This is a genomic window from Amycolatopsis xylanica, assembly GCF_900107045.1.
Lineage (GTDB): Bacteria > Actinomycetota > Actinomycetes > Mycobacteriales > Pseudonocardiaceae > Amycolatopsis > Amycolatopsis xylanica.
The window spans coordinates 784,216-801,642 of record NZ_FNON01000003.1; the positions used below are offsets into that span (position 1 = coordinate 784,216).

A 17,427-nucleotide genomic window follows, 5' to 3' on the forward strand; every position below is an offset into this window, starting at 1 on the left:
CACCTGACGAAAGCCACTTTCGCGTAATGGGACCTGACGAAAGCCACTTTCGGGGTATGCCATGCCCCCAAAGTCACTTTCGGGGCAAAAAGTCGCTTGAACCTGGCGGGTGGGTGGCTGGGTAGTACCGGGCGTGAGCATCACTCTGGGGCGGCCGGTCGGGATCGAGGACCGGCCTAGGTCCGGCGGGCGCCGGGCGGTGTGGCTGGCGGCGGGCGTCGTCGTTTTCTGCGTTGTGCTGGTGGGGCGGGTCGGGCGGTTCGGGTTCAACCCGACCGACCAGGGGTTCGTGCTGGCGCAGAGCTGGCGGCTGCTGCACGGGGAACTGCCGCACGCCGATTTCACGTCGCCGAGGCCGCTGGGGTCGGCCGTGCTGCACCTGGTCGATTTCGCCGTGCCCGCCCCGCTTTTCGTCAGCTCGAGCTTCGTGATGATGGTCGAGCTGACGGTCGCGACCATCGCGATGGCGGCGCTGCTCACCAGGACCGGCCCGGCGGCGTGGGGGCCGTCGCGGCTGGGGCTGGTGGCCGCCGCAGCCATGGTCAACCTGCACACCTATCCGCTGATGGCCTGGCACACGGTCGACGGGGTCTTCCTGGTCGCGACCGGGTTGTGGGCCGTCGACTCCGGCAAGCGCCGCACCGGGTTCTTCCTGCTCGGGTTCGCGGTGATCGTCAAGCAGAGCTTCGCGCCGGCGCTCGTGCTCGGCCTGCTGCTGGTCGTCCTGCACCCGGCGAGACGGCAGTGGCAGCGGATCGGCGTCGACCTGCTGTTCCTCGTCGCGGCGCCGCTGAGCTACTACGTGCTCATCGGGGGCGGCTTCCCGGCGGCGAAGGAGCAGCTCACCGCCGCGACCGGCACCTGGGGTGAACGGCTGCTCGAGATCGCCGACACGACGGCGATCGTGCAGGCCGGGGTCGTGCTGGCGGTGCTCGCCGTCGTCTGGCTCGCCCGCGAGCGGCTCGGCACACCGGGCCAGTGGCTGCGGATCGCCTTGGGCGTGGCGGTCGCGGCGATCACGGTGTCGGTGGTGGTGCGCGGGCAGCTGGCGCACGCGGGCGACTGGTCGATCACGCTGCTGTGGATCTTCATGGCCGCGGCGGCTGCCGACGCGGTGATCCAGCGGCGCTTCCCCTGGCAATACCTCAGCGTGGCCGGGCTGGCCTGGATGTCGAGCCTGTCCTGGGGTTACCCGTATCCAGGCCTGGTCGCGGGCAGCATGGCGCTCGGCACGCTGGAGGTGCTCGCCCGCACGATCGACCTCAGGGCCCGCTGGGCGGAGGCGCTGGGCGGAGGCGCTGGGCCCGATCGCGGCCGTGCTGGTCGCGCTGCAGCTGGTCAACGCCCACGACGCCGCGCCGTACGCGGACCGCCCGCAGGCCAGGCTCACCCACGACCTCGGCGACATCGCGCCGTCGCTGCTCTGGGTCCGCACCAACCCGAGCGTGCACGCCTACCTCGCCCAGCTGCGCGACTGCGTCGCCCAGTACCCGGCAGCCAAGGTCGCGATCATGCCGGACAACGCGTTCGCCTATCCGGCGCTGGACCTGCGCAACCCGTTCCCGATGGACTGGGTGCTGCCGCTGGAGGTCGTCGGCGACACCGAGCAGCGCATGCTCGACACCATCGGCGAGCTCAACCGCGACGGCGACTACCTGGTGCTGTTCCAGACCGTCACCGCACTGGCGCTGGCCGCGGGTGAACCGGTGCCCGCGAGTGTGCCGCCCGAGACCCGACCTGCGTATCACACGGGATTGGAGGAACGGATACTCGACCGCCTGACCGGCCGGCGGATCACCTGCGGGAACTTCGTCGGTGTCTATTCGGCGAAGAGTTGAACCTCCTGACCCATCCGGTGAGTAGAAAGGGCACTGGGGTGGATTCTGGGGGTGACCGGGGTGACCGAGCAGGAAGATTTTTCTGCTTACTTCACGATGCGGGTCCAGCGGTTCAGACGGCTGGCGTACGCGATGTGCGGGGACTGGCATGGCGCCGAGGACCTGGTGCAGGCCATGTTCGTGCGGCTGTACCGCAACTGGCGGAAGGTGCGGCCCGCCACGGTCGACGCCTACGCCCGCAAGATCCTGCTCAACGTGTATCTCAGCGGCAAGCACCGAGCCGACCGCGAAATCGTCGTGGATCCGCCCGACCACCCGGCACCGGAAGGCCGCGACAGTGACGCGCGGCTCGACCTCGAGCGGATGCTGACCGGGCTAACGCCCCGGCAGCGCGCGATGGTCGTGCTCCGGTTCCTCGAAGACCTCCCGGTCGCCGAGGTCGCCGACCTGCTGGGCGTCGCGCACGGCACCGTCAAGAGCCAGACCGCACGCGCCGTCGAGGCGCTGCGGGTGGTACTCCCCCAGGCGAGCATGGAGTGAACGCGATGGAAGAGAACGACCTCCGCGCCGCGCTGCGGGCCTACGTGACCACGGACGAGCCGCCGATCGGACTGGCCGAGAGCACCGTGGTGCGAGCCGGGAAACGCGCCAAGCGGCGGCATGCTTTCGCGGCCATCGGCAGCGCCGTGGTGCTGATCGTGGCGATGGTGACCGGGGGTGCCATCGTGCTGCCCAAGCTGCATTCGACGGTGCCGGTGGCGGAGCATCCCATCGAGCTGGCGACGAAGGCGCCCTGCCCCGAGAACCGCGCGGACGAAACGGATGAGGAAGGCCGTGTCCGGTTGACCTGCGTGCTGAGTTTCCTGCTGCGCCAATTCTTTCCCAGCAACGTCCGGCTCGAACGGGAATGGGAAGGCCAGACCTGGCCGCCCGGCGACGATCCACTGGCGTTGAACGTCGGGAACCTCGGCTTCGGCGCGTCCTACGCGCTGCACCTGAACATCATCGACGAGCAGGGGCTGGCCTCGATCATCGTTGAGATCAGGCAAGGCAATCCGCACCGAGGGGGCCTGCCTGGATGGTGCTCCTTGGGCCAGGGCATCGATCCCGAGTGCGAAGAACGTGTGGGGCCGAGAAACGGCAATCTGGTGTTCACCAGGTCGAGGTCTGGGCAGGACGCCTTGTACCTTCGCGCGACCTTCGAGACCGACGACACCTACGTCTCCATGACCAGCGGCAACGCCAAGGAATCCAACTTCCTGCACTCCAACCTGCCACCGAGCCGAGTCATGCCGTACTTCGACCACCGGCAGATGGAGGCCATCATCACCGCCCCCGACCTCGTCTACTGAAACCGGGAACCCATGAAAGGCAAAGACGACTTCTCCGAGTTCTTCGCCGCGCGTGCGCAGCGCTACCGCAGGCTCGCCTACGCCCTGACCGGCGACTGGCCCGCCGCCGACACGCTCGTCGAGACCATGTTCGTCCGCCTGCACAGCCGGTGGCGCAAGGTCCGCCCGGCCACCGCCGACGAGCACGCCCGCAAGCTGCTGCTCGACGCCTACTTCTCGAAGCGGCACCAGGCGAAGCCGCCGGACCAGGCCGCGCCCGGCATGGACCGGGTGCTCGCCGGACTCGCGCCCCGGCAGCGGGCCATGGTCGTACTCCACTTCCTGGAGGACCTGCCCGTACCCGAGGTGGCCGCGCTCGCGGGTGTGCCCGTGCGCACGGCCGAGACCCAGATCGCGGACGCCGTCGCGGCGCTGCGTGATTCCGTTCAGCCGAGCAAGGAGTGATCCCGTTGAAGGACATCGATTTCCGGAGCGCGTTGCAGGATTACGTCGTCCACGACGAACCCCCGCTCACGCTGGCCGAGCACACCGTCGTGTCGGCTTCGAAGCACGAGCGGCGCCTGCGCACGTATGCCACCCTCGGCACCGTGACGGCGGTCGTCGCGGCGGTGACCACCGGGATAAGCCTGCTGCCCGACCGGAACGCGCCGCCCCAGCTCGACAAGGCCGCGCCGGTCTCCTGTCCGGCGAAGGTGCCGTCCGAGACCGACGCTCAGCTCAAGGCGCGCCTGGAATGCGTGCTGGGCAACGCCATCCGGGCGGAGCTGGAACCGGGTGCCCGGATCGAAACCCAGCTGTTCCACAACGGCAGCCTCGCCGCAGCACGGTCAACGGGCGATACGTTGGCGCTCGTCGGCGGGCGGGACATAGGCAGGTTCACCCTGAGTTTCAAGGTGATCGACAGCCAGGGCACCGGTTCCGCGCAAATCGAGCTGGTCCTCTATGACAAGAGCCGCGACCCCAAGGGCGCGCTCGGCGACTGCGCCCGGTACCTGCGGGAAACGAACTCCATCGCCTGCCGGGACGAACCGGGACCCCGCGATGGAGTGCTGACCCTGCGGACCGAGGGCGTGAACGGCGCCGAGGACAACAGCGCCGAGTTCAACACCCCCGACTCACGCATCACCGTCGAAGGCTTCAACTACGTGAAGATCGGTCCGCCGCAGGTCCTCGTCGAAGCTCCTACCGCGAGCCGCACCCGGCCGCTCTTCGACTGGGCCCAGCTGGCGAAGATCGCGACCGACCCGGGGTTGGCCACGTAAGGGGTCGTGAGTGTTGCGGCCGGTTCTAACCGGCCGCAACACTCACGACTAGCCGACGCGGATACGGGGATCGAGCACGCCGTAGACCAGGTCGGCCAATAGGTTCGCCACGACGACGCTGATCGCGATCACGACGAGCCAGCCCATCAGGACGTTGGGGTCGTTGTGGTCGACCGCGTCGACCAGCAGGGTGCCCATGCCGTTCCAGTTGAACACGCGCTCGGTGATGATCGCGCCGGTCAGCACCGCGCCGAAGTTCACCGAGAACAGCGTGGTGACCGGGATCAGCGCGTTGCGGAACGCGTGCCGCCAGATCACCCGTGAGGACGTGAGGCCCTTCGCGCGGGCGGTGCGGACGTAGTCGGCGTTCAGTTCGTCCAACATGGACGCTCGCTGGAACCGGCTGTACGCCGCGAAACTGATGGCCATGATCGACAGTGTCGGCAGCAGATACGCGCCGACCACCTTGACCAGGAAGTCGCCGAAACCGTCCGACTGCAGGTTTTCCGGGCTCGAAGTCTTGAGCCACGGGTTGCCGAGCCATTCGGTCAGCCCGAGGTCGCGGACCCAGCCGTTGACCTCGATGGCGTACTGCTTCAGCACGATCGCGATGCAGAAGATCGGCATCGAGAAGAGGATGAACGCGAGCGTCGTCGCGATGTAGTCGACGATCGAGTACTGGCGCACGGCCGCGATCACGCCGACCAGCACGCCGAGGACGAGCGCGAACACCGAGGCGCCGAGCACCAGGTTGATGGTCACGCCGAGCGCGCTCATCACCTTGGGGTACACGGGTTCCTGCGCCGCGCCCTGCGCGACGGAGACGCCCCAGTCGCCGGTGACGAAGTTGCCGAGCCAGCTGAAGTACCGGACGATCAGCGGCTTGTCGAGTCCCAGCCGCTCGCCGAGGCGGTTGATGGCCTCGATGTTGGCGCCGGGACGGCCACGGGCCTCGGCCAGCGGGTCGCCGGCGCCCGCCACCATGACGAAGCACAGGAAGGTGCCGACGAGCAGCACCGGGATGGAGATCGCCACCCGGCGGAGCACGTACCACAGCAGATTCATCGAACGTCTCCTCGAAAGAGCCCGACATAAATGCGGCGGTGCGTGCTCCCGCCGGTGTGAAGCGGTGTTACGCCTTCATGCGGCGCTGGCGGGGGTCGAACGCGTCCCGCAGCCCGTCACCGATGAAGTTGATCGACAGCGAGATCAGCACCAGCACGACGAACGGCCCGAAGAACAGCATGGGGTTCACCGAAAGCTGGGTGTAGTTCTCGAAGATGATCCGGCCGAGCGAGGTGTCCGGCAGCTGCACACCGAGGCCGATGAACGACAGCGCGGCCTCCGCGAGCACGGCCTGCGCGACGGCGAGCGTCGCGTTGACCGTGATGCTGCCGACCATGTTCGGCACCAGGTGCTTGAAGATGATCCGGCCGGTGCCCGCGCCCGAAGCACGCGCGGACTCCACGAACTCGCGCTGGGACAACGACATCGCCTCGGCGCGGGTGATACGGGCGACCTGCATCCAGCCGAACGCCGCGAGCACCAGTGCCACGATGTACCAGGAGCCGCCGCCGAAGACCTTGGCGAGGATCGCCGCGGCCGCGACCTGCGGCACGATCAGGAACAGGTCGGTGACCCGCGAGATCGCCGAGTCGGAGAACCCGCGCAGGTAGCCGGCCACCGCGCCGAAGATGACCCCGATCGCGGTCGACAGGATCGACACGGTCAGCGCGATCAGCAGCGAGTACTGGGTACCGCGCAGCACCTGCGAGACCATGTCCTTGCCGACCTGCGTCGTGCCCAGCGGGAACTCGCCGCTCGGCTTCGCGAAGGACGGGAAGCTCGAGTCCTCGTAGCTGTGCGGCCAGAACAGCGGCATGATGATCGCGAACAGCACGATCAGCAGCAGCAGGCCGGTGCTGAACATCGCGAGCTTGTGCCGCAGGAACTTCCGCAGCACCAGCTTGCCCTGGCTGCGCGGCTCGGGCAGTGCCTCCGGCGGCAAGGTGCCGTCGGCGGTGGTGGCCGCTTCGTTGGACGCCAGCAGTGAATTGAGGTCAGCCAACGCGAATCCTCGGGTCCAGGATGCCGTACACCAGGTCGGCGATCAGATTGGCCACCACGACGGTCGTGGCGATGACGACGAGCCAGCCCATCAGCACGTTCGGGTCGTTGCGGTCGACCGCGTCGACCAGCACCGTGCCCATGCCGTTCCAAGCGAACACGCGCTCGGTGATGATCGCGCCGGTGAGCACCTGCGCGAAGTTGACCGAGAACAGCGTGGTCACCGGGATCAGCGCGTTGCGGAAGGCGTGCTTGAAGATGACCCGCGAGCCGGGGATGCCCTTGGCGCGCGCGGTGCGCACGTAGTCGGCGTTCAGCGTCTCCAGCATCGAAGCGCGCTGGAACCGGCTGTACGCGGCGAAGCTGATCGCCATGATCGACAGCGTCGGCAGCAGGTAGGCGCCGACGTATCTCACCAGGAAATCACCGAAGCCGTCGGCTTGGAGATTCTCCGGGCTGGTCGTGCGGATCCACGGATTGCCGAGCCATTCGCTCAGCCCGAGGTCCTTGACCACGATGTTGAAGTCGATCGCGTACTGCTTCAGCACGATCGCGATGCAGAAGATCGGCATCGAGAACAGCAGGAAGGCCAGCGTGGTCGCGATGTAGTCGACGATCGAGTACTGCTTGACCGCGGCGATGACGCCGACGCTGACACCCACGATCAACGCGAGGATCTCGGCGCCGACCACCAGGCTGAACGTGACGCCGAAGGCGTTCATGATCTTCGGGAAGACGAGCTCCTGAGCCGCGCCCTGCGCGACAGAGCGGCCCCAGTCTCCCTGGACGAAGTGGATCAGCCAGTCCCAGTACCTGGCGATAATTGGCTTGTCGAGTCCGAGCTCGGCCGCGATACTGGCGATCGACTCGGGGCTGATGCCGGGTCTGCCGCGGAGTTCCGCGAGCGGGTCACCCGTGGCGGCGACCATCACGAAACACAGAAAGGTCCCGACCAGCAGGATCGGGATCGAAATCGCCAAACGGCGAAGTACGTAGATAACCAGGTTCAACGAAAGTGCTCCTCGTCCGGGCCCGCCTGGCGAAGTATGCAGCCATGCCCGGTTGTCACCGTAGTGGGGGTCGTCCCACGGTCAACAGCTACTTCCGGAGGGGCCCGGGGGCAGGCTCGTGACCTGCCCCCGGACCCGCCAGATAGCCGGTCGATCGGGATGAATCAGCGCGGAACTACTTGTTCTTCGCCCATTCGCCGACGTTCCACATCGCACCGAAGTACGACTGCATCCAGACCCGGTCGATACCGCGGAAGGCCCACATCGACGGCACCGCGAACAGCGGCAGCGACGCGTGCTGGTCGGCGATCGCCTTGTCCGCGTCCTGGTACGCCTTGGTCGCGGCCGACTCCTCGGTCGCCGAGACGGCGCGCTGCAGCGCCTCGTCGATCTTCGGGTCGCTCAGGCCCTGCCAGTTCTGCTCGCCACCCTTGTCGGCGGTGATGTAGATGGTCGAGGCCTCGGCCTTGAACGGAGCGGCCGACCACGCGAACAGCGCGACGTCGTAACCACCGTCGGAGACACGGCCCTTGAGGAACGCGGGGTCGGTCTCGTCCTTGACCTCGATACCCGCGGCCTTGGCCTGGCTCTGGATGATCTCGACGGTCTGGCTGCGGCGGGCGTTGGTGTTGTGCGTGATCGTCACCGAGAAGCGCTTGCCGTCCTTGGCGAAGATGCCGTCGGCGCCCTTGGCCCAACCGGCGGCGGTCAGGATCTGGGCGGCCTTGTCGGCGCCGAGACCCGCCTTGTCGCTGTACAGGTCGACGTAGCCGGCCTCGTTCGGGTAGAACTGCAGGCTGTTCAGCGGCTTCGCGTCGGCCTGGACCGGCTTGACGAGCTTCTCCACGATCGCGTTGCGGTCGATGGCGGCCATGAACGCCTTGCGCGCCGACTCGTCGGCGAAGATGCGCTTGTAGTTCAGGTCGAGGTGCTCGAACGACAGCTGCGAGGCCGAGCCGTAGACGACACCCTGCGAGGCGAGGCCCTTGAGGGTGTTGGCGGCGGTGGCGTCCGGCTGGGTCGACGCCGCGACGTCGATCTCACCGTTCTGCAGCGCGGCGGCCATCGCGTTGCGGTCCTTGATCGCACGCACGAGGATCTTCTTCGGGCCACCCTTGGCACCGGCCCAGGAGGGGTTCTTCTCCAGGGTGACGGTTTCCTTGGACTTGTCGACCGCGGTGATCTTGTACGGGCCCGAAGCAGGCGAGATCTCCGGCTTGAAGTCCGAAGCCCAGCCCTTGTTCCAGAACTCGGCGACCTTGGTGACGTCCGCGACGTCGGTCGGCTTGATCTTGCTGATGTCCGCGACGCCGGTCTGCTTCTCGACGATGTGGCCCGGCATCATCCACGCGGTGGTGAACAGGCCCTTGTAGTCGAGGTACGGCTTCTCGAACGTGGCCACGAAGGTGGTCTCGTCCTTGCAGGTCGCGTCCGTGATCAGGCTGTAGCCCGAGGTGGAGGCGGGGTCGAAGACGGGCTTGCCGTCGGCGCCCTTCGGCTTGCCGCTCTGGGCCAGCCAAGCGAGGTAGAAGTCCTTGCAGCCCCAGGTCGCGCCGTCCGACCACTTGATGTTCGGCTTGACCTTCCAGGTCACCACCTGCGGGTTCTGGGTGACGGTGACCGAGTCCATCACGTCCTGGTTCAGCAGGACCTTGTTGTCACCGTCGAGCACGTACGGCGTCGCCAGCGTCGTGATCAGCACGTAGCTGTTGTACGACGTGTTCGCGTCGGGCGTGTTCTGGTTGTACGCCGTGAACGAGTCATCGATGCCGACCGTGACCTGGTCGCTTTCCGGAGCGTTGGCCAACTTGTAGTTGTCGCCGCTCTCGGCCTTGCCGGTTTTCATGGTGTTGACGTCGGTGCTGTTGTTCTGGCCGTTCGCACCGCTATCGCCGCTTCCACCACCGCTGCAGGCGCTCAGAACGAGCGCGGCTGCCGCCACCATGGACCAGGCGGAGACTGCTTTTCTCCTCATGAAGTGTGCCCTCCTAGCACTGGGCCCTCGTAGGGGAACTGGGGCCCACACCGCTCCGGATAGATGGCCGGAGCCTATGACACGCCAAGCGACACTCAATTGGCGCACTGCGGGTGCACGCTAGAAAGGAAATGTACGAACAGTCACCAGTTCCGGGGCGATCGTGACCAAAGGGTGACTTGTAGTTGACCGCCAGAAATATGGCGGTTACCTGCTGGAATCGACTGACCACCCGAACGTACGGTCAGGTCACACGGACGCGCCGGAAGTATTGGTCCACCTGGCCCAACGGTTACTTGGTGCCGCGCGTCCAGTTCACCGCCGAACCGAATGGCCCGACCATCGGAGGACCAGGCGTAACACCCGAAATACCAGCGCCGATAGCTAACGTGTCAGCGAGCTGGAACAACGGGATCACAACATTTTTACGCCACAATTCGGGCTCGATCTGCGAAAGCGCGTCGTCGATCGGCTTGGTGCCCTGCAGCGCGGCGTCGATCGTCGGCTGAAGGGACGGGTCGCACAGCCCGGCGGCGTTCGCGGGCACGGCGGGCTTGCTCTTGTCCGCCTCCGCCTGACCAGGCCTGCACCCGAAAGTGGAGGCGAGCACGGTCGCCACGTCACCGTCGACCGGCTGCGGCACGACGGCGATGTCCACGCCGACGGCGCCCGCCGCGTCCGGGGTGGCCTGCTGTTGGCCATTCACCACCGGCATCGCCAGCTGGAGCGAGAAAAGCTCCCTCGGCGGCGGCGCGACGGCGTTGACCTCGATCCCGGCCGCGACGAGCTGGTCCTTGAGACTCTTGGCGATCAGCGCGTACGGATCCTGCTTGCCTGGCGAGGCGACGACCACGGAAAGAGCTTTGCCCGACTTGCGCCAGATTCCGGCTTCCTTGGCGTATCCGGCGGACTTGAGCAGTTCCTCGGCGTGCGCGGCGTCGGGTGTCGCGGGCGGGCCGGGCTGCAGCGTGGCCGCGTAGCCCGGCACCGAGGGCGCGCGCACCTGGGCGTCGGCCTGCTTGGCGGGACCGCCCGCGACGCCGGCGGAGATCAGCTTGTTGCGGTCGAGCAGCGCGGCGACGCCGGCGCGGACCTTGTCGTCGGAGAGCACGCCGACCGGCCGCAGCAGCACGTCGGCGACGAGCGGCCTGGGCAGCGTGGTCAGCTGCACGGCGGGGCCGAGCGAGCTGAGCCTGCCGACCCCGGTCGAGTCAGCCATGGTGAGGGCGAACTGGTCGTTGCCGCTGGCCAGCGCGTTCGCGAGGCCCTGCTGATCGGCGCGGCGCAGCACCAGCCTGTCGATGGCGGCGGGCTTCTCCCAGTAGCGGTCGTTGCGCTCCAGGATGATCTCGCCGCGCGCGATGTCGATGCCCTTGAGCGAGAACGGGCCGCCGTACGCGGGGAAACTGCTCGCGAGCGCGCCCTTCCAGCTGCCGGGCGCGTCCTTGAGCAGATGCGCGGGCAGCAGGTCGCCGAACAGCGTCTGCCAGCCGGGGTACGGCTTCGTGAAGGTGACTTCGACGCGCTTGCCGCCCTCGCGCGACTGGACGTCCTGGATGAGCCGGTAGCCGGCGGGCGCGATCACGCCGGGCTCGTCCCTCATCGCGTCACGGAGGAACGCGAAGTCCTCGGCGGCGATGGGGGCCCCGTCGGACCAGGACGCGTCCGGACGGATCTCGTAGGCCACCGTGAACGGCGCCTCCGAGATGACCTGGGCCGACTTCATGAGGTTCGTGTCGAGCGTGCGGGTGCCGTCGTCCTTGGTACGGAACACCGAAGGCAGCAGCAGCTGCGCGAGCGCGGTGGTGACCGTGGAGACGTCGGCGAGGTTGTGCGGGTTGTACCCGCCGACCACGTCGTCGACGCCGATGACGATCTGCGACGGGGTCTTGGTCTGCGCGACCGTCGACGGGTTCGCGGTGGACGAGACGACCGGCGGCGGAGGCGTCGACGAGCACGCGCTCAGCATCAGCGCAACGAGTCCCAGTCCCGCTGCCCTGCTCATCCGCACGCCGCTTACCTCCTGCAAATCGCGAATCGGGTTTGAGCCGCCATGCTGTCACGGCCGGGCTCCGCGTACACCCGAGATTCCCACATTGCCGGTGAACACCTGTTAAGGCATATGGGAAAGGGCTCGTGAGTGGTATGGCCGGTTAGAACCGGCTTTCCCACTCACGAGCCCTGACCTGGGGTTTTATCAGTCCTTGTCGCGGTTCTTGTTGCGGTTGCGCTCCTTGGCGCGCTGGTTGACGTCCAGCGTGACCTTGCGGATGCGGACCACATCCGGCGCGACCTCGACGCATTCGTCGACCGAGCAGAACTCCAGCGCCTCTTCGAGGCCCATCTTGCGCGGGCGGGCCAGCGTCTCCATCACGTCGGCGGAGGACTGACGCATGTTCGTCAGCTTCTTCTCCTTGGTGATGTTGATGTCGAGGTCCTCGGCGCGCGGGTTCTCGCCCACGACCATGCCTTCGTAGACCTCGGCGCCCGGCTCGACGAAGAAGGTGCCGCGGTCGGCGAGCTGGATCATCGCGTACGAGGTGATCGGGCCCGAGCGGTCGGCGACCAAGGAGCCGCTGTGGCGGGTGCGGATCTCGCCTGCCCACGGGAAGTAGCCCTCGAACACGTGGTTCGCGATGCCGGTGCCGCGGGTCTCGGTGAGGAAGTCGGTGCGGAAGCCGATCAGGCCACGCGCCGGGAGCACGTAGTCGAGCTTGATGCGGCCGGTGCCGTGCCCGCCCATGTGCTCCATGCGGCCCTTGCGCGCCGCCAGCAGCTGGGTGATGCCGCCGAGGTGCTCCTCGGGGGCGTCGATCGACAGGCGCTCGAACGGCTCGTGGACCTTGCCGTCGACGATGCGGGTGACCACCTGCGGCTTGCCGACGGTCAGCTCGAAGCCCTCGCGGCGCATCTGCTCGACGAGGATCGCCAGCGCCAGCTCGCCACGGCCCTGGACCTCCCAGGTGTCGGGGCGCTCGGTCGGCAGCACCTTGATGCTGACGTTACCGATGAGCTCCTGGTCGAGGCGGGCTTTCACCAGGCGCGCGGTGACCTTGTCGCCGCCGGAGCGGCCTGCCAGCGGCGAGGTGTTGACGCCGATGGTCATCGAGATGGCGGGCTCGTCGACGGTGATCCGGGGCAGCGCCTCGGGGTTCTCGACGTCGGCGAGGGTGTCGCCGATGGTGATGTCGGGGATGCCCGCGATCGCGACGAGCTCACCGGCGCTGGCCTCGGTCGCCGGGACGCGGGTGAGCGCCTCGGTGACCAGCAGCTCGGAGATGCGGACCTTCTGGGTGGTGCCGTCCTCGCGCATCCAGGCCACGTCCTGGCCCTTGCGGAGGTTGCCGGAGAAGATGCGGATCAGCGCGATGCGGCCGAGGAAGTTGGACGCGTCGAGGTTGGTGACCAGCGCGCGCAGCGGGCCTTCCTTGTCCGCGAAGGGCTCGGGCACGTGGCGCAGGATGACGTCGAAGAGCACGTCGAGGTTCTCGGCGTCGGGGACGTCACCGTCGGCGGGCTGCTCCATGCTCGCCTTGCCCGCGCGGGCGGAGGCGTAGACGACCGGCAGGTCGAGGATCGCGTCGTGGTCGGCGTTCTCGATGTCGCTGGCCAGGTCGAGCAGCAGGTCGTGGGTCTCCTCGACGACCTCGGAGATCCGGGCGTCGGGGCGGTCGGTCTTGTTGACCAGCAGGATGACCGGCAGGCCCGCCTCGAGGGTCTTGCGCAGCACGAAGCGCGTCTGCGGGAGGGGGCCCTCGCTGGCGTCGACCAGCAGGACGACACCGTCGACCATGGCGAGACCGCGCTCGACCTCGCCGCCGAAGTCGGCGTGACCGGGGGTGTCGATGACGTTGATGGTCACCGTGCCGTTCTCGGTCTCGCGGTGGATCGAGGTGTTCTTCGCGAGGATGGTGATGCCTTTTTCGCGCTCCAGTTCCCCGGAGTCCATCACGCGGTCGACGACCTCGGCCCGCTCGGCGAAGGCGCCGGACTGGCGGAGCATGGCGTCGACCAGAGTGGTCTTGCCGTGGTCGACGTGTGCGACGATGGCGACGTTGCGCAGGTCGGGCCGGGTCTTACCGGACGTCGACTTGCCGGTTTCGACCGCGAAGGCGCTGGCTGCGGGCACGCGTGGGCTCCTGAGACTCTTTTGAAGTGCGGGTGTGTTTGGCCGCGCAGCCCGGAGGCGGGCATACCGCGGCCGACTTTGGCCACACGCGGACTACACAAGGATACCTGTTGCCCGATTGTGAGCAGGCCCACGCCCCAAGATCGGTAAGCCTCACCTAACCTGGGTCGACTGCTCAGAGAGGCGACACGTGGGTAAGAAGACCCCGCAGGACATCGTGCGGAAGTGGATGAAGGCCGGCAAGGTCAAGAAGAAGTGCTGCCGGTCGAAGTCGCGGTGCAAGAAATGCCCGGTGCTCGCGCTGAAGAAGGCCAAGACGAAGCTGGCCGCGGCTGCTTGACGTTTTCGTTTCTGGCCGCGGGGCCGCCAAGTGTCCCCGCGGCTCTCCCCTAGCTGGCCAGCGCCTCGTTGATGATCCGCAGTTCCGGTGCGGTCTTCGTCGGTGAGAATTCGATCACTTCGTATTTCGCCAGGTGCTGGACGGAGAACGGATCCGTCGCCAGCAGGGCGTCCAGCTTTCCTCGCAGCATCGGCCTGGTGATGATCACCCCGCCGATCCGGGGGTTCCGCCTGCCGGAGGCGAGGAAATGGCCGTGCTCATACTGTTTGGCCAGCCATTCGACATGGTCTGGGAGCACGTAGTCGATCTCTTCGATGGGGGCTGTGTAGTTGAGCAATACGACGAACATCCCCCGACGGTAACCCCGATTTACGCCTTCGGCACACGGTCACCGGCGTGTCGATACGGTTTATTGACGCCTGGTGCCCGGAATGAGTGAAGTGATCGATTTTCCGTTGCGGCGCTTGACTTTTCCATTACTGACACGCCGGGGTCTTGCCAGTGCCGCTATGCTGGCGATCATGCGCACCGCAGGTACCCAGTGGTGGCCGTCACCAGGCGGCCCTTCGACTGTGCGCTGAACCAGACCACAGGCCGCCCGATCGGGCGGCCTTTTTCGTGTCCCCGCTCGGGCAACACCGAGAGGAACGACCATGACCCGACTGTCCGGTGTCACCCCGTCAGGCCACATCACCCTGGGCAACTACCTGGGCGCCATCCAGCGCTGGGCCGCCGAGGGCACCGAGCACGACCTGTACTTCATGTCGGATCTCCATGCGATGACGACGAGCCATAACCCAGGACGGCTCCGATCACTGGCGACCGAGGGACTCGCCGTGCTCATCTCGGCCGGGATCTCGCCGGAGCGGCTGTTCGTGCAGTCCGACATCGCCCGCGAGCTGGGCGCGCTGACCTGGATCCTCGAGTGCACCTGCAGCTACGGCGAGGCCGCGCGGATGATCCAGTTCAAGGAGAAGGCGAAGGGCCAAGCCGGCGTGCGGCTCAGCCTGCTGACCTACCCGACGCTGATGGCGGCGGACATCCTGCTCCAGGGCGCCTCGGAGGTCCCGGTCGGCGAGGACCAGCGTCAGCACGTCGAGCTCGCGCGGACGTTGGCCCGGCGGTTCAACACCACCTACGGCGAGGTCTTCACCATGCCGCAGGCGGTGCTGCCCCCGGCGGCCGCGCGCGTGCGCGACCTGAGCGACCCGACGCGCAAGATGTCGAAGTCCGCCCAGGACACGGCGGGCGTGGTGTCGGTGCTCGACGAGCCGGACCTGATCGGCCGCAAGATCCGCCGCGCGGTCACCGACGGCGGCTCCGAGGTCGTCTACTCCCCCGAAGACCGCCCGGGCCTGGCGAACCTCCTGGAGATACTGGCGGGCTGCACGGGCGGTTCCCCCGCGGACCTCGCGGCGGAGCACACCACCTACGGCTCGCTCAAGAACGCCACGGCCGAAGCGGTCATCGAAACCCTGCGCCCCCTGCGCGAGGCCACGAACGCCCTGCTCCAAGACCCGGCCGAGCTCGACCGCGTCCGCAAGGCGGGCGCGGCCAGGGCCTCGGAGCGCGGCGACCACCGCCTGACCAGCGCCCTCCGCCTGGTCGGCGCCGGCTGACCCCAGCTAAAAAAATCCCAATGCGGCATTGGTCAGTTTTCAACCCGCCAATGTGGCTTTCGTCAGCTCAAACCTGACGAAAGCCACATTGGGATTTTTTTAGCCGGGCGGGGTGAGGAGGAGGCGCAGGTCGGGGAGGAGTTCGCGGTCGGCGGGGAGCCAGTCGACGTCGGCCAGGTCGTCGGGGGTGAGCCAGCGTAAGGCTTTGTGCTCGACTGGGCGGGGCTCGCCGCTCAAGAGCGAGGCCGCGTAGATCCGCAGGACCTTGCCGCCCGGCAGCGCGATGTCCTGGCCGACGCGGGCGCCGACGAGGATGTCGACGTCCAGCTCCTCCTGGCATTCGCGGTAGAGGGCGACGCCTTCGGTTTCGCCGGGCTCGACTCGGCCGCCTGGGAGTTCCCATTGGCCCGCGTGGTCCGCGGGCCAGGCGCGTTGCTGGGCCAGCAGGGCGCCATCACGGACAACGGCGGCGCCGACGATCACAGTCACCCCGGAAAAGTACAGCCCTCCGACCAGGGCGGCGGCCGCGCCTAACGACCCGCCCGCCAGGTCACCTGGAAGCGGGCACCGCCTTCGGGTGACTCCCCGGCTTGGACCTGGCCGCCGCGGCGGCGCACGGCCTCGGCGACCATCGCGAGACCGAGGCCGGTGCCGCCGGACGCGCGCGCCCGGTCGCCCGAGACCCGGTAGAAGCGGTCGAAGACGCGTTCGCGGTGCTCGGGCGGGATGCCGGGACCGTCGTCGTCGACCACCAGGCGGACCATCGACGGCCGGGCCAGCACCGACACCACGATCTGGCCTTCGGCGTACCGGCACGCGTTGCGCAGCAGATTGCTGAGCACCAGCTCGACCTCGGCGTGCGTCGCCCAGGCCCACACCTGGCCGGTGACGCCGCTCAGGCGCGCGTCCGGCGAGCCCGCGGGCAGGCGGTCCAGCGCGGCGCGGGCTTCGGACACCAGCTCGACCGGCTCGGCTGGCGGCAGCTCGCCCGCGTCGGACCTGGCCAGCGAGAGCAGGCCGTCGAGCAGCGCGGACAGCCGCTCGGCCTCGGTGAGGATGTCGACCAGCGTCTCCTGCGAAAGCTCGGGATCCGGATTGGCGACGGCCACCTCGGCCTGCACCCGGATCGACGCGACCGGCGAGCGCAGCTCGTGCGCGGCGTCCCCGGTGAACCGCCGCAGCCGGTCGTTGGCCTCCTCCTGGCGTGACAGCAGCGCGTTGAACTCGGTCGCCAGCGCGCGCAGCTCGTCGTGCGCCTCCGGCAGCGGCAGCCGCTCACCGGAGGGCAGCGTGTGCAGTGTCCGGCCCATCCGCGCGACCGGGCGCAGCGCCGACCGGACGACCAGCCAGGTCGTCAGCGTCGCCACGAGCGCGCCCAGCAGTGCCGTCATGAGCAGCCAGAACGTGCCGCTGCGCACGGCGGACGCGAATCCGACCCGCCCCGCGTACGCGGCCACCAGCCGCTGCGAACCGTCCGGCGCGCTCACCACCGTGCCACGCCAGCGTGAGCCGTCGGTCTCGACCCGATCGCCCGCCTTCAGGTCGTGCACGACCCGCGAGGACAGCCCCGGCGCGGACTGGCCGTCGACCGGGTCACCCGCCGTGTCGAGCACGCGCACGGTCACCCCGGGCGGCGCCTGCGGCCGTTGCCCGGCGCTCACCGAGGCAGACGCCGAAGCGACCGCGGCCGCCAGCTCGTTGTCGACCGACCCCGTCAGCAGCGGCCCGAGTCCCTTGCCCGCGAGCAGGGACAGGCCCAGCAGGCAGGCGAACGTGATGGCCGCAGCCATCGACGCGATCCGGAACCGCAGCGACCTCCGCCACCACCACGTACG

The 17,427-nt window shown here is 68.0% G+C and carries 17 protein-coding genes; 8 read left to right on the plus strand and 9 right to left on the minus strand.

Annotated features, from left to right (window positions below; translation table 11 throughout):
- The first annotated feature begins 133 nt into the window (after positions 1–133).
- From BLV57_RS42850 to BLV57_RS17310, 6 genes are read left to right on the plus strand one after another with little or no spacing between them, the layout of a single operon-like run.
- Complete coding sequence (locus BLV57_RS42850; RefSeq protein WP_143047078.1) at positions 134–1,702, plus strand: hypothetical protein; 1,569 nt, start codon at positions 134–136, stop codon at positions 1,700–1,702.
- Positions 1,614–1,838: a hypothetical protein gene (locus BLV57_RS42855; protein WP_143047079.1), complete on the plus strand. Its 225-nt coding sequence runs from the start codon at positions 1,614–1,616 to the stop codon at positions 1,836–1,838. The genes BLV57_RS42850 and BLV57_RS42855 overlap by 89 nt, the downstream gene beginning before the upstream one ends.
- A 60-nt stretch (positions 1,839–1,898) precedes the next feature.
- A complete protein-coding gene (locus BLV57_RS17295; RefSeq protein WP_143047080.1) occupies positions 1,899–2,378 on the plus strand; it encodes a SigE family RNA polymerase sigma factor in 480 nt (159 codons plus the stop codon).
- A gap of 5 nt (positions 2,379–2,383) precedes the next feature.
- The gene (locus BLV57_RS17300) at positions 2,384–3,190 is read left to right on the plus strand and encodes a hypothetical protein (protein ID WP_091289798.1); all 807 of its coding nucleotides are present in this window, start codon (positions 2,384–2,386) and stop codon (positions 3,188–3,190) included.
- Between the two features lie 12 nt (positions 3,191–3,202).
- Positions 3,203–3,634 carry a sigma factor-like helix-turn-helix DNA-binding protein gene (locus BLV57_RS17305; RefSeq protein ID WP_091289800.1) on the plus strand — a complete coding sequence of 144 codons (432 nt, stop codon included), beginning with the start codon at positions 3,203–3,205 and terminating at the stop codon, positions 3,632–3,634.
- A gap of 5 nt (positions 3,635–3,639) precedes the next feature.
- Positions 3,640–4,452, plus strand: coding sequence for a hypothetical protein (locus BLV57_RS17310; protein ID WP_143047081.1), 813 nt, complete (start codon positions 3,640–3,642; stop codon positions 4,450–4,452).
- 48 nt (positions 4,453–4,500) lie between these two features.
- On the opposite strand, the gene BLV57_RS17315 is transcribed toward BLV57_RS17310, so the two are convergent.
- The 6 genes from BLV57_RS17315 to typA all read right to left on the minus strand — a co-directional run bounded on the left by BLV57_RS17315 (position 4,501) and on the right by typA (position 13,633).
- Entirely contained in the window at positions 4,501–5,517 is a 1,017-nt protein-coding gene (locus BLV57_RS17315; protein WP_091289804.1) for an ABC transporter permease, read from the minus strand.
- 67 nt (positions 5,518–5,584) lie between these two features.
- On the minus strand, positions 5,585–6,520 hold the full coding sequence (locus tag BLV57_RS17320; RefSeq protein ID WP_091289806.1) for an ABC transporter permease: 936 nt from the start codon (positions 6,518–6,520) through the stop codon (positions 5,585–5,587).
- On the minus strand, positions 6,513–7,529 hold the full coding sequence (locus tag BLV57_RS17325) for an ABC transporter permease (protein ID WP_176968654.1): 1,017 nt from the start codon (positions 7,527–7,529) through the stop codon (positions 6,513–6,515). Before BLV57_RS17325 ends, BLV57_RS17320 begins: the two co-directional genes overlap by 8 nt.
- Positions 7,530–7,704: 175 nt before the next feature.
- The gene (locus BLV57_RS17330; protein ID WP_091289808.1) at positions 7,705–9,504 is read right to left on the minus strand and encodes an ABC transporter family substrate-binding protein; all 1,800 of its coding nucleotides are present in this window, start codon (positions 9,502–9,504) and stop codon (positions 7,705–7,707) included.
- A 292-nt stretch (positions 9,505–9,796) separates the two neighbouring features.
- Positions 9,797–11,509, minus strand: coding sequence for an ABC transporter substrate-binding protein (locus BLV57_RS17335; RefSeq protein ID WP_091289810.1), 1,713 nt, complete (start codon positions 11,507–11,509; stop codon positions 9,797–9,799).
- A gap of 192 nt (positions 11,510–11,701) precedes the next feature.
- Positions 11,702–13,633 carry a translational GTPase TypA gene (typA, locus tag BLV57_RS17340; protein ID WP_091289812.1) on the minus strand — a complete coding sequence of 644 codons (1,932 nt, stop codon included), beginning with the start codon at positions 13,631–13,633 and terminating at the stop codon, positions 11,702–11,704.
- 190 nt (positions 13,634–13,823) lie between these two features.
- Here typA and BLV57_RS43285 point away from each other — a divergent pair, with 190 nt between their 5' ends.
- The gene (locus BLV57_RS43285) at positions 13,824–13,973 is read left to right on the plus strand and encodes a hypothetical protein (protein ID WP_176968655.1); all 150 of its coding nucleotides are present in this window, start codon (positions 13,824–13,826) and stop codon (positions 13,971–13,973) included.
- Between the two features lie 49 nt (positions 13,974–14,022).
- On the opposite strand, the gene BLV57_RS17345 is transcribed toward BLV57_RS43285, so the two are convergent.
- Positions 14,023–14,322, minus strand: a complete 300-nt coding sequence (locus BLV57_RS17345) for a YciI family protein (RefSeq protein WP_091289814.1) — start codon at positions 14,320–14,322, stop codon at positions 14,023–14,025.
- A 304-nt stretch (positions 14,323–14,626) separates the two neighbouring features.
- On the opposite strand from BLV57_RS17345, the gene trpS reads away from it, so the two are divergent.
- Positions 14,627–15,592 (plus strand): tryptophan--tRNA ligase, encoded by a 966-nt coding sequence (gene trpS, locus BLV57_RS17350; RefSeq protein WP_091289816.1) that lies wholly within the window; start codon positions 14,627–14,629, stop codon positions 15,590–15,592.
- Positions 15,593–15,691: 99 nt separating this feature from the next.
- Here the strand turns inward: trpS and BLV57_RS17355 are convergent, their stop codons facing one another.
- Both BLV57_RS17355 and BLV57_RS17360 read right to left on the minus strand, forming a co-directional pair.
- A complete protein-coding gene (locus BLV57_RS17355; protein WP_091289818.1) occupies positions 15,692–16,075 on the minus strand; it encodes a (deoxy)nucleoside triphosphate pyrophosphohydrolase in 384 nt (127 codons plus the stop codon).
- A gap of 47 nt (positions 16,076–16,122) precedes the next feature.
- Positions 16,123–17,382 (minus strand): sensor histidine kinase, encoded by a 1,260-nt coding sequence (locus BLV57_RS17360; protein WP_091290454.1) that lies wholly within the window; start codon positions 17,380–17,382, stop codon positions 16,123–16,125.
- Between the last annotated feature and the right edge of the window lie 45 nt (positions 17,383–17,427).

Excerpts from the sequence above, each read along its gene's own strand:
- BLV57_RS42855 (WP_143047079.1), top strand. The coding sequence starts at position 1,614 with ATGCTCGACACCATCGGCGAGCTCAACCGCGACGGCGACTACCTGGTG.
- BLV57_RS17300 (WP_091289798.1), top strand. The coding sequence starts at position 2,384 with ATGGAAGAGAACGACCTCCGCGCCGCGCTGCGGGCCTACGTGACCACG.
- BLV57_RS17305 (WP_091289800.1), top strand. The coding sequence starts at position 3,203 with ATGAAAGGCAAAGACGACTTCTCCGAGTTCTTCGCCGCGCGTGCGCAG.
- BLV57_RS17315 (WP_091289804.1), bottom strand. The coding sequence starts at position 5,517 with ATGAATCTGCTGTGGTACGTGCTCCGCCGGGTGGCGATCTCCATCCCG.
- BLV57_RS17330 (WP_091289808.1), bottom strand. The coding sequence starts at position 9,504 with ATGAGGAGAAAAGCAGTCTCCGCCTGGTCCATGGTGGCGGCAGCCGCG.
- BLV57_RS17335 (WP_091289810.1), bottom strand. The coding sequence starts at position 11,509 with ATGAGCAGGGCAGCGGGACTGGGACTCGTTGCGCTGATGCTGAGCGCG.
- BLV57_RS17345 (WP_091289814.1), bottom strand. The coding sequence starts at position 14,322 with ATGTTCGTCGTATTGCTCAACTACACAGCCCCCATCGAAGAGATCGAC.
- trpS (WP_091289816.1), top strand. The coding sequence starts at position 14,627 with ATGACCCGACTGTCCGGTGTCACCCCGTCAGGCCACATCACCCTGGGC.
- BLV57_RS17360 (WP_091290454.1), bottom strand. The coding sequence starts at position 17,382 with ATGGCTGCGGCCATCACGTTCGCCTGCCTGCTGGGCCTGTCCCTGCTC.